Origin of the sequence: Sorangium sp. So ce362, from assembly GCF_051519845.1 — a bacterium.
Lineage (GTDB): Bacteria > Myxococcota_A > Polyangia > Polyangiales > Polyangiaceae > Sorangium.
Genome location: NZ_CP150332.1, coordinates 11,541,388 through 11,557,844, shown reverse-complemented (window position 1 = coordinate 11,557,844; position 16,457 = coordinate 11,541,388). Strand labels below are relative to the sequence as shown.

Annotated in this window: 12 protein-coding genes; 8 read left to right on the top strand and 4 right to left on the bottom strand. The window is 66.8% G+C overall.

The genetic code is table 11. From position 1 onward, the window contains the following. Nucleotides 1–15 precede the first annotated feature (15 nt). The 6 genes from WMF17_RS44280 (at nt 16) to WMF17_RS44255 (ending at nt 11,741) form a co-directional block, all read left to right on the top strand. Nucleotides 16–600: a YybH family protein gene (locus WMF17_RS44280; protein ID WP_437646958.1), complete on the top strand. Its 585-nt coding sequence runs from the start codon at nt 16–18 to the stop codon at nt 598–600. Between the two features lie 259 nt (nt 601–859). Beyond that, nucleotides 860–3,097 carry a hypothetical protein gene (locus WMF17_RS44275; protein WP_437646956.1) on the top strand — a complete coding sequence of 746 codons (2,238 nt, stop codon included), beginning with the start codon at nt 860–862 and terminating at the stop codon, nt 3,095–3,097. A gap of 498 nt (nt 3,098–3,595) precedes the next feature. Further along, nucleotides 3,596–8,443: an SIR2 family protein gene (locus WMF17_RS44270; RefSeq protein WP_437646954.1), complete on the top strand. Its 4,848-nt coding sequence runs from the start codon at nt 3,596–3,598 to the stop codon at nt 8,441–8,443. 194 nt (nt 8,444–8,637) lie between these two features. Continuing rightward, nucleotides 8,638–10,158, top strand: a complete 1,521-nt coding sequence (gene istA / locus WMF17_RS44265; protein ID WP_437644946.1) for an IS21 family transposase — start codon at nt 8,638–8,640, stop codon at nt 10,156–10,158. Nucleotides 10,159–10,498: 340 nt separating this feature from the next. After that, nucleotides 10,499–11,236, top strand: a complete 738-nt coding sequence (gene istB, locus WMF17_RS44260) for an IS21-like element helper ATPase IstB (protein WP_437644948.1) — start codon at nt 10,499–10,501, stop codon at nt 11,234–11,236. Nucleotides 11,237–11,561: 325 nt separating this feature from the next. Beyond that, on the top strand, nt 11,562–11,741 hold the full coding sequence (locus tag WMF17_RS44255) for a hypothetical protein (protein WP_437646952.1): 180 nt from the start codon (nt 11,562–11,564) through the stop codon (nt 11,739–11,741). Between the two features lie 263 nt (nt 11,742–12,004). Here the strand turns inward: WMF17_RS44255 and WMF17_RS44250 are convergent, their stop codons facing one another. The 4 genes from WMF17_RS44250 to WMF17_RS44235 form a co-directional block, all read right to left on the bottom strand. After that, nucleotides 12,005–12,418, bottom strand: a complete 414-nt coding sequence (locus tag WMF17_RS44250; protein WP_437646950.1) for a type II toxin-antitoxin system VapC family toxin — start codon at nt 12,416–12,418, stop codon at nt 12,005–12,007. Nucleotides 12,419–12,432: 14 nt separating this feature from the next. Next, nucleotides 12,433–12,612, bottom strand: a complete 180-nt coding sequence (locus tag WMF17_RS44245; RefSeq protein WP_437646949.1) for a hypothetical protein — start codon at nt 12,610–12,612, stop codon at nt 12,433–12,435. Between the two features lie 247 nt (nt 12,613–12,859). After that, on the bottom strand, nt 12,860–13,162 hold the full coding sequence (locus WMF17_RS44240; RefSeq protein WP_437646947.1) for a hypothetical protein: 303 nt from the start codon (nt 13,160–13,162) through the stop codon (nt 12,860–12,862). Between the two features lie 197 nt (nt 13,163–13,359). Next, on the bottom strand, nt 13,360–14,745 hold the full coding sequence (locus tag WMF17_RS44235) for a hypothetical protein (protein WP_437646945.1): 1,386 nt from the start codon (nt 14,743–14,745) through the stop codon (nt 13,360–13,362). 462 nt (nt 14,746–15,207) lie between these two features. Here WMF17_RS44235 and WMF17_RS44230 point away from each other — a divergent pair, with 462 nt between their 5' ends. After that, nucleotides 15,208–15,453 (top strand): hypothetical protein, encoded by a 246-nt coding sequence (locus WMF17_RS44230; protein WP_437646943.1) that lies wholly within the window; start codon nt 15,208–15,210, stop codon nt 15,451–15,453. Between the two features lie 336 nt (nt 15,454–15,789). Continuing rightward, nucleotides 15,790–16,416, top strand: a complete 627-nt coding sequence (locus WMF17_RS44225) for a LysE family translocator (RefSeq protein WP_437646941.1) — start codon at nt 15,790–15,792, stop codon at nt 16,414–16,416. Nucleotides 16,417–16,457 lie beyond the last annotated feature (41 nt).

Sequence of the window (16,457 nt, the reverse complement as noted above, 5' to 3'; positions counted from 1 at the left end):
AGGTAATGGCACCCGATGCATCGCTTCCTCGCCACCGCTGCGCTGCCGCTCCTCTTGCTCGCCTGCGCCCCGGCCTCGCCGCCGCCTGCCGCGCCTGTGACTCCCGCGCCGGTGACGCCCGCGACGCCGGCCGCCGCGGCGGCGCCCGATGCGCGCGCGCAGCAGGCGCTGGGGGAGCAGCTCGTGGCTGCGTTCAACGACGCCTGGAACCGGCACGACATGGATGCGTTCGCTGCCCTGAATGCCGAGGACGCGGACTTCGTGAACATCTTCGGGATGTGGTGGCACGGGCGCGCGGCCATCCGGGACAGCCATGTTGGCATTCACAAGACCGTCTTCCGGCAGAGCCGCCTCGAGAGCGTGCGTGTCGAGACGCGCTTCGTCGCGCCGGACGTCGCGGTGGTCCGCTGGGCATGGGTGCTGACAGGCGCCCTCCGGCCCGACGGCCAACCGGCGCCCGACATGCAAGGCATCCTTGTGCACGTCGCGCGGCGCGAGGGGGACAAGCTCCAGATCGTGACGACGCAGAACACGCAGGCGACCGACGACGCTTTCCGCCTGGTGCGCGGCTCGGATCCGCAGGTCAAACCCGCCCAGTAGCGTGGCTGGAGGCCGACCGATCGCATCGTGAGCGATCCGGCCGGCCCGCCACGTCATTCCCGAGGGCGACGGCGCAGCTTGGGGTGCTGCAAGGCGAAGAGCCGCGCGCCAAACGCCGGGTCGTCCTCGGTGCGCCGCCGCCCCAAACCCGAAGCGACACGAGATTCGTTACGCGATCCGCTCCCTCCTGGAACAGCGGGGTCGCTCACCGTCCAGCCCTCTGATATCTATGGTGGAACTCGCACCACGAGGGCATGGCATGTACTTGTCCAGCACTTTTTTTGCGACCCTCAAAGAACTCTGGCTTCAGCGCGGCGTCCGGAGGCTCGGGGGCTCCGAGGTGGTGGCGCATGAGCGCTCGCTTGTCGAGTCACTCATCGGTCAGCTGAATCGAGCGGCGGAGCGCGCGCTCGATGAACGCGCGGCGCCATGCAGGCCCGACTTCGTGCAGGAGGTCGTCGCCCCGCTCGTGCATAATGTAGAGCCATCGGAGTACCGTCCGCTCCTACGATACCTTGGCAGGCATCTTCTCCGACTGATGCCGGCGGGCGCGCTTGACGGATTCGAATGGGCCATGACGCAGTGTCACTGGGCGCTCATCTTCGATGGCGCCGAGTATGGCGACTACCAGGCATTTCTCGAGCTTGATAGCACAAATCCTTGCGTACTCGCCCTGGCCCTCGCCGGCGCCATCGACAGTATCCTCGCTCGCGATCCGGACCACGCAGAAACGAAGACCATGCTCGAGCGCACGCTGTCCATCGCCAAGAGATTGTTTCCGCTCGCGCTAAAGCATAGGTGCAACGTCTCCCAGCCCTTATTTGACCTGGTTGTCCGTACGGCGCTGGCGGCACCGGACTTCGACGAGCATGCATCCACCTGGCGCGACGCGCTCGTCGGATGGGCAACCGCAAAGACCACTGGTCACTCGAAGCTCGACTCGGAGGTCCTGGAGCAGCTGCTGAACCGGTGCATAGAGACCGGCGTAGCGGGCGCGATCGTGGACAGCCTGACGTGCCCAGCGCTTGCCTCGCTCGCGCGACAAGCACCCCGTCTCGCACGCCACCTCATCCACCATCAACCCGACCGGGTCGCCCAAAGAGTGGCCCGCGCGTGGCGTGAGGCAAGTGATCTCCGATCCGGCTTGTCGCACGACGTACGCGACGTCTTGCTTCTAGACTATGCGCGGCTCTCGCAGTTTCTCTCGGCCGAGCTCGCATATGAATACGCGCTCATCGTGCATGGTAACCGTGAAGAGTTAAATACGCCGGAGGATGTCTCCGCGCCCCTGCTTGCACTGCTGGGCGTCAGGGACTCCGGGACTAATCCAGCTCTCTTGAGGCGCGCTCGTGCCTGGACGTACCTGCTGAGGTACGCTTGGTACGGGTCGCAGCGCGGCGAGCGTCGGACTGAACGCCGCGGGTTCGAGGAGGCCATCACGTCGTTTGCTCTGAAGTCCCCGGAAGACTGGGCCGCAATGATCCCCATGCTGCTGACTCGGAATGCAGAGATTCAGCAACTCGTCGAGTCTGTTACGCTGCTGGTTGCAGCGGCTTCCCGCCCGGTACGGGAGGCGCTTCGCGATTGTCGCAGCAGCCCCGATGAGCAAGCCCTGCGCGATCGCGCGCGGGGAATGCTCGCGACGGTCGAAGGCCTGGACACGGCCGATCAGGCGCTTTCGGGACACATTCTCTCGCGGCTCGCGCGTTGTGTCGACGGGCGCCCCGCGTTTCCGCATCCGCTCGACGTCAGAGCAAGCACATGGCTATGTTCGCTGCCCGCCGAAGCAACGATTCGAACTCGTGTCAAGGCGGCCGTATCCTCCTTTTGTGGGCAGTTGAATGATCAGCTGGGGGCGATGGAGGAGGTCCTCACCGAGCGGCTCGCCAGTGCCATCAAGAACTCGCTGAATAGCGCTGCAGTAACGGTCTCAGCGGTAGGAAGCTCTAGAAGCACGCGGGGCGCGTCGATCACGATTGAGGACCGGCAGACAACAAAAAGCGAGGAGACAGAGCATGGCGCAGATCTCGCGATCGTCGTAAACGTCTCCGTGCCAGGAGCGTTCCTTTTTCGGTCCGCCGAGCTCATCCAGTGCAAGAAGCCAGCACGGGAGGGTGGGGCGGGGACGCAGTTCATCGATGCTTACGACATCGACGTCCAGCAAATCAGAACCATCACCAGCGTCTCACAGACAGCTGTCTACTGGCTATTCGGCCGCTACGGCGAGCTGCTCGTCGTCCCCGCGCGTCTCCTGTTCGCGATCATCGCGGGCAGCGGGCGGGAAAGGCAGGGCGCCGCCCGTGTGCACTATGCGGACGTGCGTTCGATGAGCATACCACTGCAACAATTTCTGGTGGATCTATTCATGGGCGGATGGATCGGAAGCAGCACAGAACGCGCCCTCAGCGTGGCAAATGGAGATGATCCATACCTCAGGCCACGCCGCATTCTGGAAGTGACGATGAAGGTCGATACACTCGACGCTCCACGAACGTAGCGTTCGTGCGCCGCGCGACGATCGCGATGCCCCTGGCACGTTGCTCGCGCTTCCAGCCCACAGACATCCTGCCCGCGTGGTCAGACCCAGGCCGCATCCGGCCGCGCCGCCTCGCGGCTCAGGCACGGCACTTCACTCTGCGCACGCCGTCGCGTCGGACCAGCCCTCCCTTCCGCGGGATCATGCGCCCGGCGAAGTCGGCGACCGCATGAGGTTGGATGGAAGCGGTCTTGCAAGCACGCCATTTTCACCGGCGTTGTCACCCGTCAAGACCGCGTGAGGGGCCGATGGTGGCGAGATCCTCGGCTCCCCGGAGCGCGGCGTGAGTTTTTCTCAACCACCGGGTTGCGTCCGCGCGGACCACACACCTAACCTGGGTTCGTGACCACACCGCCAGGGGAGCTCAGCCCCGATCCGCTTCGGGACCCCGCGTTCGCCGAGCTGAAGGAGGCATACGGTCGACGGGACCTGGTTCTCGTGGTTGGGCCGGGAGTACCTGTGGCCGCTGGGTTGCCGGACCGGGAGCGTCTCACGGAAATCCTCGCCGAGCGGGTCGAGAAGCGGCACCAGGGTGAGGCAGCGGTCCGCGAGATCCGCGACCTCGCGAACAAGCATCAGCTCGTCGACGCGATCTCGGCCGCGAAGGACGCGCTGGGCGCCCCGGAGTTCGGTGCGGTCGTCGAGCACAGCCTTGACGATGGCGGCCGCGAGGTTCCCGCGATCGCCGTCGCCATCGCCGCGCTCGCGCCGAAGCTCCGGGCGGTGCTCACCACGAACCTGGACCGCATTCTGGAGCGCGCCTTCCGGGGCGAATGGGATGAGCTGCCCCGCGCGACAGGCGATATCGCCACGCGCTCCCGCTACATCCTCAAGCTTCACGGGGCGCTCCGGGATCGGTCGACCTGGGTCCTCACTCGCGATGACTACGACCGAGCGGTCTACGGCGATCTCACGCACCGACAGGCGTTCACCGCTCTCTTCCACACGCGGCCGCTCCTCTTCATCGGATACGGCCCTGCGGGCGATGACTTCGAAAACCTGCTCCGCTGGGTGCACGCAACGGCGGGAGAGCAGCGCCCGCGGCACTTCGCACTCGTCCGGCGCTCCGCCGTCGACCCCTCTCCATGGCGAAAGAGGCGCCTCGAAGAGGCCGGTGTCCGGCTGCTCACGTACGGGGACGCGGAAGGCGAGCAGGCAAAACTGGTGGAGATCCTCCGGGAGCTCGGCGACGACGCGGCGACCGAACCCGAACCCCGCGCCGCTTCCGCGACGCCTCGGACCATCGCCGATGTCCTCAATCTGCTTCGAGCCAGCGGCCTGCTCCTCGAGAGGCCTCTTCACGTACCCAAGACATCGGAGCACCGGACGATCGAGCTCGACATTGGACAGGCGCGGCCCGGCCAGCTCATGCTCCGCATCCTTCGTCTCGAGAGGATGGATGTCGTGCCCCTGGGCCTCCGAGGCGACCATTCAAACGCCGGCCCTAGACCTGCCGGCCAAGCGATGACGCTCGGCCTTTACGAACTGACGGACGAGGGCACGCTGCCCGGCGAGCCTCATCGACACGAGCCCCCTCCCGTGGAGGCCGCCGTCGCGCTCCGTCCGGATGGGTCCTTTCTGGTCGCCTTGAGCCAGCCACCTCTCGAGGCGCTGCCCGTTAAGTGGTTTGCACCAGGTGTCGCAGCGCTTGCTCGACGGCTCCGCGCCCTCGGTGCCGATGTCCGCGTCTATCGAACGTGGGATGATCCGCTTTATCTGATCGACGGCGCGGAGCCGCTCATCCTCGAGGAAGCCATCGCCACGTTCATACGCGAGCCGCTCCGCGAACACGCGGAGATGTGCTTTTCGGCCTGGACCGACGAGCGAGAGCGCCGCTTCGTCCCCGGCCGGGCAAAGTCCGGAGACGGCGCTGAGCTGCCGGTACCCGAGGCGATCCACCAGGCGATCCAGCTACATCGCACCACGCTCCTGCTCGGTGACTTCGGTTCCGGGAAGTCAACGCAGCTCCAGCGCCTCGCGAAGAAGATGGCGGACGCGTACGTTACGGACAAGCACGCCGTCGCCCCCGTGCTCCTCCCGCTGACCGGCCTCCGCCCGGATCTCAGCGCCATCATCGAGCGGCACATCCCTGGAGTGTCCCTCGAAGCGCTCCGGCTCGCGGTGGATCTCGGCATGGCCATGCCGCTCTTCGACGGCCTGGACGAGCTCGATCTGGAAGCCGGCTCGATCGAGACCGCGATTGACCCGTTGGTGAGGCCGTTCCCGGAGCCGTTCTCGCGTATCGTGCTCACGTCGCGCAAGACGTTGTTTCCCACGGCCGAGCGGATGTCCGAGATCCTCCGCCCCGCAGGGGATCTGGGCGTGGTCGAGATCCAGGCGCTGAACCAGGCCGAGGTCCAGGAGTTTGTTGGCAAGGCAGCGCAATCGTCGGAGGAGGCACTCCAGACGCTAGACTGCATTGCGAGGACGCATGATCTGGAAAACCTTGCCCAGCGTCCGAAGCTCCTGGAGCTCATCGTGCAGCAGAGCGACAAGCTCACGACCGGCGAGAACACCGCCGCCACGCTCTACCGCGCGGCCACTGAGGACTGGCTCGACAGCCGCACGGAGCGCGAACGCCACGTCGAGCGCCCCCTGCGCCTCGCCTTCGCGTGCGGACTCGCCCGCGAGCTCTTCGCGACGGGGCAGGAGAGCGCAACGTTCAACGAGATTACCAAGCTCATCGTGGAGATCCTGGGCCGCCGGCTCGCGCGCGTGCCCCTGGACCCTGCAATGCTCGAGGTCCGCACCGCCGTCTTCCTGACGTTCGACGAGACCGGAGGTCGCTATCGCTTCGCTCACCGCTCTTTTCTCGAATATTTCGTCGCCGTCGATATCGATGAGCGCCTCGGCGAGGACCGCGCCGAGGCGCTCGATCTGCCGCGCGTCTCGCGCGAAGTTGTCGGTTTCCTGGCGGGAATGGCGGGTTGGGAGAAGAGGCAGTGGACCCTCCGGGGCATCTTGACCGCCCCCTACCGGCGTCGCGTAAGCGAGAATGCCTTACTGACCCTCTATTACGCTGCCTGCACCACGTCAAGTCAGGCGTCCGGCGTCGATGTCGCCATGCGCGCCAGGCTCGCCGGGGCTGATCTCGCGGGGCTGAATCTGACCGGGATCGGGCTCGAGGGAGCGGACCTCACCGGCGCGAACTTATCGCAGACAGTGCTCTCCCTCGCCGATCTCCGGGGAGCGAGGGCGACGCGCGCCATCGCCGACCACGCCGTCTTCGACGGCGCGCTGCTCGACAGCGCCCGGTTCGATGGCGCCCGCCTGTTCGGCGCCTCCTTCGTTGACGCATCCATGGATGGCGCGCGCTGGGAAGGCGCCGATCTCGAAGGGGCCGTCTTCCTCCACGCGACGCCAGACCCGGCCGCCGCTTCTCCAGTGCGAGCGGGCGCTCGCCAGCCCCCGGCGCCTCTCCTTCGCACCGGCGTCTACGTCCGCATCCTCTGCATGTCGACGAACCAGCGGCTCCTTGCCTGCGCCGCGGGGCGGGTGATCAAGATTGTCGACGCGATCACAGGGGATCTGCGCCGCGTGTTCGAGGAGCCCGAGGACAGCTTGAACGCGCTCGTCTTTTCGGCCGACGGTCTCGTTCTGGCGGCCGGCGGAGATGACTATGCCCTGCGGCTCTGGGACGTGCGCGCCGGAGCGCTCCTTCACACGCTCTCCGGTCATCGCGGAGCTGTACGCGCGATCTCTTTTTCACCCGACAGCGGCAGGGTCGCTTCCGGCGGGGACGACCATTGCGTTCGGCTGTGGGATGTGCGCACGGGGGCGCTGCTCGCGGAGCTAACCGGGCACACGGCCATGGTTAGCTCCCTGGACTTTTCCACTGACGGCGACCAGCTCGCATCCGCCTCGTACGATCACACGGTTCGGCTGTGGGACGCGCGCACCGGGGCGCTGCTGAAGGTGCTCGTGGGTCACAAGGAGCGGGCCCGGCCGGTGGTCTTCTCGCCGGACGGCGATGCCATCGCGTCCGGCGATCAGGACGGGCTCGTGTGTCTCTGGGACGCTCGAACGGCCGACGTGCGCGAGAGGATCGATCGTCCCGAAGAGGAGAAGGAGCCACAAGGGTACAGGGCAGTCCGTTCTATCGCGTTCTCATCGGACGGCGGCACGCTGTTCTTCACGACGGACGGTGGTGCCGTCTGGAGGCGGAGCACAGCGCCTTCCGGGCCGATGCGCCTGACGATGCGCGAGCAAGCGAATGCGGCGTTTATGACGAAGGATGCCTCTCTGCTAGTCCTCTCGCGCGCGGACACCGTTCAAGTTCGGGCGACAGCGACCGGAGAGATCCAGCGCAACCTTCCGTGGCGAGAGCGCGGGCTCCACATGGCTGCACTCTCGCCCGACGGCAGCCGCCTGGCTTTCCCGTCCCGAGCAGGTATCACGCTTTGGGACGTCAGCGCTGGAGAACCTGCGCAAGAACTCGTCGTGCGTGGCACGGGAATCCTATCGATGGCATTCTCTTCGGGCGGAGACCTCGCTGCGGGGACGGCAGACGGCGTCATTCATGTGTGGTCGCCGGGCACGGATACGCCGCGCATCACGCTGCGCTGTTCGTATGATCTTCAGGCACCGATCACGAGGGTGCGCCCTGCTTCGGAGTGGCTGAGAGCCCTTGCCTTTTCGCCGGACGGCAGCCTGCTCGCGTCTGGATCGGTGGACGGATCGATCCGGCTTTGGGATGTCAGCTCTGGCAACGTACGCGCACTCGCCGTTGAGCACCGGGACGACGTTCGGGCTCTATGTTTCTCGCCCGATGGGAGCTTTCTGGCCTCCGGCTCCCAAGACAGGACCGCCTGCCTGTGGGACGTCCGAAGGGCAAGCGCGCATCGTAAGTTTGTTTATCCCGATACCGACGGGATCGTGTCCGCCGCCTATTCGCCCGACGGCGATGCCCTCGCAGTCGGCTCAAACGCTGGAATCGTCCGCCTTTTAAGTGTGCTTTCCGAAACGCCGCCGAGAACGCTGCTTGGCCATGGCGACGTCGTCCTGTCCCTGGCCTATTCGCCCGACGGAGCCCTGCTCGCGACGACCTCCCATAACGCCGTCTGGGTGTTCGACGCGCGCTCGGGAGAGCGCCTCCACGTGCTCGCAGGGCATGAGGACAGCGTCTGGTGGGTGGCAATCTCGGTGCGCGGGAACATCATTTTTTCGGGATCGATGGATGGAACCGTCCGACTTTGGTCGCCGCGGGACGGCCGGTGCTTGGCGGTCCTCGCCGGCAGCATGGGCGCGTGGGCAGCCCTCGTCTGCGTGCGCCGCGGCATCGTGAACGCCGAAATCGCGGCATCGTGAACACCCAGATCGCGGCATCGTGAACGCTCGTTTCGCGATGGTGAGCGCCCGTCTCGCCGCCGCGTGAACGTAGCATCACCTGACCGTCTGTTCCGGTACGACCGTCGTGCCGGGACGACGGCGAGCGACGTCTGCTGGTTCCCCGAACGCCGTCGGCCCCGCGAGGAGGTGCGATGGCGACGGAGAGGCTGGCGATGCATCAAGCACGAGAGATCCTGCGGCAGAAGTTGACGCTGAAGCGAAGCCACCGCGAGGTGGTGGCCGCGCTTGGCGTGAGCATAGGGACGGTCAGCAAGGTCGCGGGCCGGGCGATGGCGCTCGGGCTGGACTGGACGGCGATAGAGGCGCTCGACGACGAGGCGCTCGACGAGCGGCTCTTCGGGCCGCGGATCACGTCGCATGACCCGCGACCGCTGCCAGATCCGGCGTCGTTGCACGTGGAGCTGCGACGGCCAGGCGTGACGTTGCAGCTGCTTCATCTCGAGTACCTGGAGCATCATCCAGACGGCTACCGCTACACGAAGTTCTGTGACGTGTACCGCGCATGGCTCGACCAGCGTGCGCCGACGATGCGCCAGGTGCATGCCGCCGGCGACAAGATGTTCGTCGATTACGCGGGCAAGAAGCCGCACTACGTGGAGCGGGCGACCGGCGAGGTCGTCGAGGTCGAGCTGTTCGTCGCGGTCCTCGGGGCCTCGAGCTACACGTACGCAGAGGCGACGCGCACGCAAAGACTCGCCGACTTCACGGCGAGCAACGCGCGGGCGTTCACGTTCTTCGGCGGCGTGACGAACGCGGTCGTGCCCGACCAGCTCAAGAGCGCCGTCACGGTGTCGAGCCGCTACGAGCCCGGCGTACAGCGGACGTTCGCCGAGCTCGGGCGTCACTACGGCACGACGATCCTGCCGGCCCGCCCGCGATCGCCGCGCGACAAGGCAAAGGTCGAGGTCGCCGTATTGGTCGCGGAGCGATGGATCCTCGCGCGCATGCGCAACGAGCAGTTCGACTCCCTCGGCGCGCTCAACGCGCGGATCGCCGAGCTTTGCGCCGAGCTCAATCGCCGTGTGATGAGGCACTACAAGGCGAGCCGGCTCGAGCTGTTCGAGCGGCTCGACAAGCCCGCGCTCCGCCCGTTGCCGGAGGAGCCGTTCGTGCACGCCGAGTGGACGAAGACGCGGCTGAACATCGACTATCACGCGAAGGTCCGCGACCACTTCTACTCGGCGCCGTTCACGCTGGTGCACGAGGAACTCTGGGCGCGCTCGACGGCGACGACGGTGGAGCTGTTCCACAGCCGTGGGCGCGTCGCGTCGCACCTGCGCAGCGATGTTCCCGGGCGACACACGACCGATCCGCAGCACATGCCGGCATCGCACCAGAAGCACGCGGAGTGGACACCGACACGCATCCTCGGCTGGGCGAGCACCGTGGGGCCGATGACGGCCATGCTGTCGGAGGCGATCCTCGCCGAGCGCCGCCATCCCGAGCACGGCTACCGCTCGTGCCTCGGCCTGTTCCGCCTCGCGAAGCGCTTCGGCAACGAGCGCGTCGAGGCGGCGTGCGGGCGAGCGCTCGCCGTGGGGGCGCGCTCGTACAGGCACGTCGAGTCGATCCTGAAGCATGGGCTGGATCGCGCGCCCATGCTCGACAACGCGCCACGCGAAGCGCCGAGCGTCGCCCACGAGAACGTGCGCGGCAGCGACTACTACCACTGACCGGAGTGACGACATGCCGACAGGTCTCATGATCGCTTGGCTGACGACGATGCTGCTCGCCGTCACGACGTTGCCAGCAGAGGCGCATCGAGCGCAGTGGCTCGCCGCCGTGTTCGGTGGACGGTTCGACGAGCAACGGGCGATAGCTCTCTTCGAGACACTGGACGAGGACGCTGGAGCCTCGCAGCGCGGCGCGCTCGCCGACGCGGTCTCGTGCCCACGCACGTTGCCTCCGATGTCGCGCCCCCGGGAGGCACGGCGACGCGCGCGTGGGCCCCCGATCGTGGTCGGCAACGAGCGCGTGGACGTCAGACAATCCTGTTGCATATAGAGAGAATAGATGTTGAAAGAACCAACGATGGAGAAGCTCTACGCGATGCGGCTCGGCACGATGGCCGCCGCATGGTTGGAGCAGCAACAGAGTGCAGACACCGTGGCACTGTCCTTCGACGAGCGCTTCGCGATGCTCGTCGACGCTGAGTGGATGGCGCGCGAGAACAAGCGCCTGAAGCGAGCGCTCACGGAGGCGAAGCTGCGCATCGCAGAGGCTACGGTCGAGGGCATCGACTATCCACCGCGTCGAGAACTCGACAAATCCTTCATCCGGCAACTCGGGACCGGTAAATGGATCGAGGAGCACCAGGTCGTGCTCATCAGCGGCGCGACCGGAACGGGCAAGACGTACGTGTCCTGCGCGCTCGCCCAGCAAGCGTGTCGCAAGGGCTACCGCGCGGTGTACCGGCGCGCGTCCCGCCTCTTCGACGAGCTCCGCCTCGCCCGCGCCGACGGCAGCTACCCGCGCCAGCTCGCGCGTCTCGCGCGCGTCGACGTGCTCGTGATCGACGACTTCGCGATCGCGCCCGTGTCGGAGACCGAGCGGCGCGATCTGCTCGAGGTGCTCGAGGACCGGTACGCGATGCGCGCCACCGTGATCGCGAGCCAGCTCCCTCCCGAGCGCTGGCACGACTACCTCGCCGATCCGACCGTCGCCGACGCGATCTGCGACCGCGTCCTGCACGGCGCCCATCGCATCGCGCTGAACGGGCCTTCGAGGCGAAAGGAGGGCAAGCGCGGATAAGAGCGCGCGACGGACGTGAGCGCGCAACGGGGAGCGCCTCACCCACAATGGAGATGAGACACGCCGCGACGGCCGGGCGGTTGATTGTCAAGTGGAACGTGGGGTACCCTCGGACCCGTCCGGCAAGACGGGAAGGAGACACCAAGAGGGAACCAGAGGGACGTCGCTTCGCTCCGATCACGATGCCGCGTGACGGGCGTTCACGATGGCGCGGGACGAGTGTTCACGATGCGCGAAACACGCAGCCCTCGTCCACGGCACCCCTTTCTTCGCCGCAGAGGGCAACCTCTCCTCGCTCCTCAGCTTCGCCTCCGCCGACCGTGTCATGCCCGCCTCCCTCTGGGCCCCGATCTTCCACCGCCCCGATCTCGTCAAGGCCGCCCTCGCCGGTCATCTCCCTGAGCCCGCAGCGCTCGGGCTCGACACCTACGCCGCCTGCGAGGCCGCCCTCTCCGCCGAGCGCGTCCGCCTCGGCCTCGTCAAGCGTCGCGCGCCGTCTCAATGACGAGCTCCACACAGCTTGACGATCGGCCGCCGGAGCGCCGGCACTCGCGGCGCGTCCCGCCGGCGTTCGCACACGCTCCTCGGGGAGGCGGGAGAACGGGCCGGCATCGGCCGCTACCCGAAGGCGAATACAGTGCAGCGCCTAGTCGGTGGTTGGCTCGCGGCGTGAAAGCTTTCCTCGCGCAAAGCGCCCCGCCGCGACGAGCTTGCCTGCCCGGGCCTGCGTGAGCCGGGTGGGCTGCCTGACGCCCGGTAGGTGCGCCGTCAGAGCACGTGGAGCGGGACCTTGATCTCTGCCGAGAGGATCTCGAAATCCGCCCGGTTCGCGGTGATCACTGTCGCTCCCTGACGCCGCGCCGTGAGCGCGATGAGCGCATCATTCTGGAAGTCCCGGCGCTTGCTCGTCTCCCAGCCCTGCGCGTCGCCGATCTTCCGGATCAGACGCCCCGCCTCCCACCAGTCAGCGTCAGACGGCTCCCACTGGACGCTCGCCAGCCGGCGGAGCGATTCCACAAGGCGCTGAGCGGCCCGCGTCCGTGCGCCTCGGCGCAGCTCCGAAAAAACCACCGAGCTGTGTCGGACGATGTAACTACGCCGGATCGTCTCGAGCTCGGCCTGGTAGAGACCGCGCTCCCAGTGGCCGATATACACGTTCGTGTCGAGGATGGCCCAGCGCACGTCACGGGCTCTCTCTACTCTATGCTTCCAGGCGGGATGCTGAGCCGGGTCTTTTTCATAAACTGCCAGAACTCCTCCATCTCCACCACCCGCTCCAGAGACAGCCGGACGACCTCCGCCTCCGAATCGACGCCGAGGAGCCGCTTGGCGCGGCGCAAGGTCTGCTCGTCAACGAAGAAGGACTTCCGCTTCATGCTCGTTCCGCTACCCCCGTTCGCCATGAGCACCTCCGCGCCGTGACCCGCAGGCATACATCCTGCCCTCAGCCGGCATACATTGTCAAGGACCCCTCATCACAAAGGTTGCACGGGGGAAAGCCACCGCGCACGAACGGCATGGCGATCACCGTCGAGACATACTGACGTCAGCCCGACGTGCTGCGCAGCGGGTGGCCACGAGGCGCGCAGCCCCGAGGCGCGCTCGACCAGCCGGGTCGACTCCTCAGCTCGCCAGCGCCGGCTCCCCCCGCCGCGGGCACTCCCCCGCCCCCAGGAGCGCCGCCCGGAAGCTCTGGATCGTCGCGTAGAGCCCCTGCCGGAGCGCCACCCGCGGCTCGAACCCCAGGCTTCGCCGGGCCAGCTCGATCGCCGGCCGCCGCTGCCTCGGGTCGTCATCCGGCAGCGGCCGGAGCACGATCCGGCTCGCGCTCCCCGTGAGCCGCACGATCTCCTGCGCCAGCTCGAGCACCGTCACCTCCACCGGATTGCCCAGGTTCACAGGCCCCACCTCCAGCAGGTGCTCCATCAGCCGCACACACACCTCCACCAGGTCGTCGATGATCGTCGTGGCGAGGTACCGCGCACCCGGATAGCCGGGCGGCCGGCGCGCTCCGAGGCAGGTCGGCGGGGGCTCGGCGCGGCCGAGGTCCTCGTCCGGGGGGTCGGCATGGCGCAGCCGGTGAGGTGGCCACGGCTACCAAGGCCGGCGCTCTCCTGAGCGCGTCAGCCAGGCATCCTCGGCGCGGCAGCCCAGGCGCGAGACTTCGCCTTGCCGATCAGCAGCTTCACCTCGTGGAGCCCATCCGAGCCGCCGAGCTCCGCCCACGACCTGTGTAGGTATCGGCTCCTCAAGAACCCTCCTTTTTCCTGCAAGAAGATCCAGATGCCCTCGCGGGCGACGAGGACGAAGGAGGCTGATTGGAGGCGCTGCGCGTACGACTTCGCTTGCTGGTACGCGTCGAGGATCTGTTTCTCCGTCGCGAGCTCTCGCTTGGCCTCGAGGATGATCCGCGCGGTCTCCTCACCCCGCTTCAGCACGGCCCCGATCGCGTAGTCCGGGTACACCCGCTCGCCGCGACCCATGCGGACAGGCATGTTTCGGATCCAGTCGCGTTCGACATACCCGAGCTCTCGGAGGAGTGGCTCCAGCAGCCTCTGCTCTACCTCCCGTTCGCTCTCCACGTCGTCATGTTCGGGCAGGTCCGGCCTGTGGAGCCGTGGCAGATCCACTATCTTACCACGCTTCCGTTTGAACATCCGGAGCAGCGCCTCGTACTCCTCGGCCGTCACGGGCTTGCCGCTCGCGCCTTGAAAGTGAGCTTTCACGGCCGGCTTCTTGGACCAGACCGGATCTGCGGCGATCTCCCTGAACGAAATCTCGGGCACCTTCACGGGCGCGCTGATCCACACGGTACTATGGTAATGGAAGAATGGATCGATGAAGCCGTCGGTCTCCGCTCGCCAGACGGAGTGGACGTAGCTGCGCGGGGAGACGCACCACATCACCATGATGTCTCCCCGGCGAGTGTCGACGTTCCCCTGCCAGTAGCTCGTGGAGTCGTCGCCAGCGGCGTCAAGAAACTCGAAATCGCTGCTGTCCCCGGCGCCGCCCATGAGGAACCAGACCTTCGACGCAGGCGGGAGCTCGTCTTGCTCCTGCGCGAGGTGGTGCGGCGCGAAGTCGTACAGGAACGCGCAGAGCTCGGCGGGGGTCAGCCCATGGATGCGGCGGAACTCCTGGAGGGATGCGTTGATGCGCAGGTAGAACATCGCCCGATCCCGCCAGCTCGCCTTACCCGGGAGCACCGGAACGGCGATCCCGAATTCATCACAGATCTCGTTGAATCGATTGAACTGGCGCAAAAAAAGGTACAGAGCAAAATGCTCCGGGTGGGCCTTGAACAGGCCCAGGGAGATACCCTGGATCATGCTGATCCAAGCTTCGAGCCCGTCGTCACCACCGACGACCGTATAGATGGTGTCGCCGTCATCAACTTCGAGCGAGAGGGTGAAGCCCTCGTCCAGCAGTCGCCCGTAGAGCTCGCCGGCATGATCCTGGGAAGCGACCCGCCCGCCCACGGCCTCGTCGAACACCACCTGCGCGGCCATCGCATCGATCGGTCGGAGCTTCTCCATCCAGTTCTTCGGGGCGAGCTCGGCCCATCGCTCGTCTCGCGCGAGGAAGGACTTGTATCTGGAAATGGCAGCCCGACCTGCCTTCGAGGCGCAAAACAGGGACCATATGAATTTGTTGAATCGCATCGGTCCTTCTTCTGATAATTTCAGCGCTGTGGGGCGGCGATCGGACGGTGAGCTCCGACAGCGCCACTCGGCTTGGTTCCTTGAGCCGGTAGCGGGCCGGCACGACCCTGGCGTCGTGTCAGGTCGCATCGGCGGACACCGCTCGCTCATCCTTGCATCGCTTCGTCGTGACCGGGCACCACAAACGTGGGCCGGCGCGCGATCTGGGCATCACCACGAGTGGTACCTTCAGCGAGGCGTCGATGTCCACAGGAAATCTTGCGCCTCGTCGGAAGTGTACTGTGGTGTGAGAGCGGAAGGTACTGCCTCATGACCCTGCAACGTGGCATCGGGATCCAGATCACGCCGATCGCGGCGCCGCAGGTGGGCCTCTTCGAGGCGCGCAAGGTGCGGCGCGCGGTGGCGCGCGGCGCGGCCTGCAAGGTCGATCTGAGCGACCGCTGGAACTTGTGGGACGTCGTCCACCTGCCGCTCGGCGCGGTGCGCGAGCGGTCCGGGATACCGCCGCTCGCCGCGATGGGGGCGCGGCAGGGACTCTCGATATCGCAGGTCTGATGCAGCGACGGCGCCTCCCACGTGTCGGCCTGGCAGGGCGGCTCGTCGGGGGCTCCGCAGTGCCTCTCGCGGGTCTGCACGAGCGCGGTGCCGTCACCCAGCACCACGATGTGCACGGACCTCAACCAGACCCGAACCCCTCCGGCCGACTCAGTTTGGCACATATTGGCAGGGGCGATAGAGGCCTCGTCGCGACCTCCGGGAGGTGCTCTGACCGCCGCGCGACAGCCTGTGGTTCGCCGCGGTCCTGCTCGGCGGAGCCCAGTCCTGTAGCGGAGGCGTTCGCGCTCAGTTACAATTGCGCATGCAAGGACCTCAACAAATAGGATCGATGCGATGACGGAGACCCAGATCGTTCTCTTCTTGCTTACCTCGCTCCTTGTCATTGTGACTCCGGGCCAGGACATGATCCTCGTGATGTCGCGCTCCCTCGCGCAGGGCTCGTCCGCGGGTATGGCGACCGCGGGCGGCATCAGCCTCGGCCTGGTGGGCCACACGGTGCTGGCCGCGCTGGGGCTCGGTTCCATCCTCATGGCGTCTGCCACCCTGTTTCTGATCCTCAAGCTCGTCGGCGCTGCGTACCTCGTCTATCTCGGCGTACGCCTCCTGCGCACGCGCGCTGCCGCGCTCGATCTCTCGGAGGCGAGGCCATCGAGCATGGCCAGGCTGTTCGCGGAGGGCGCGCTGTCCAACCTGTCCAATCCCAAGGTGACGATCTTCTATCTCGCCTTTCTCCCCCAGTTCGTCCCGGGCGACGCCGAGCACCCGACCTTGCTCATCATCGGGCTCGGGATGGCGTTCTCGTGGCTCACCTTCCTGGTGAAGGGGCTGGTCGGCTACTTCGCGGGCGCCATCTCCGCGTGGCTGCGCGCGCGCCCAACGGCCCTCACCGGGGTATACCGGACGAGCGGCGCGATGATGGTCGGCATGGGCCTCAAGCTCGCCTTCGAGCGGCGCACCTGAGCTCCCCGCGCTCCCAGGAGCAGCTCGAGCACGAAGCTTCC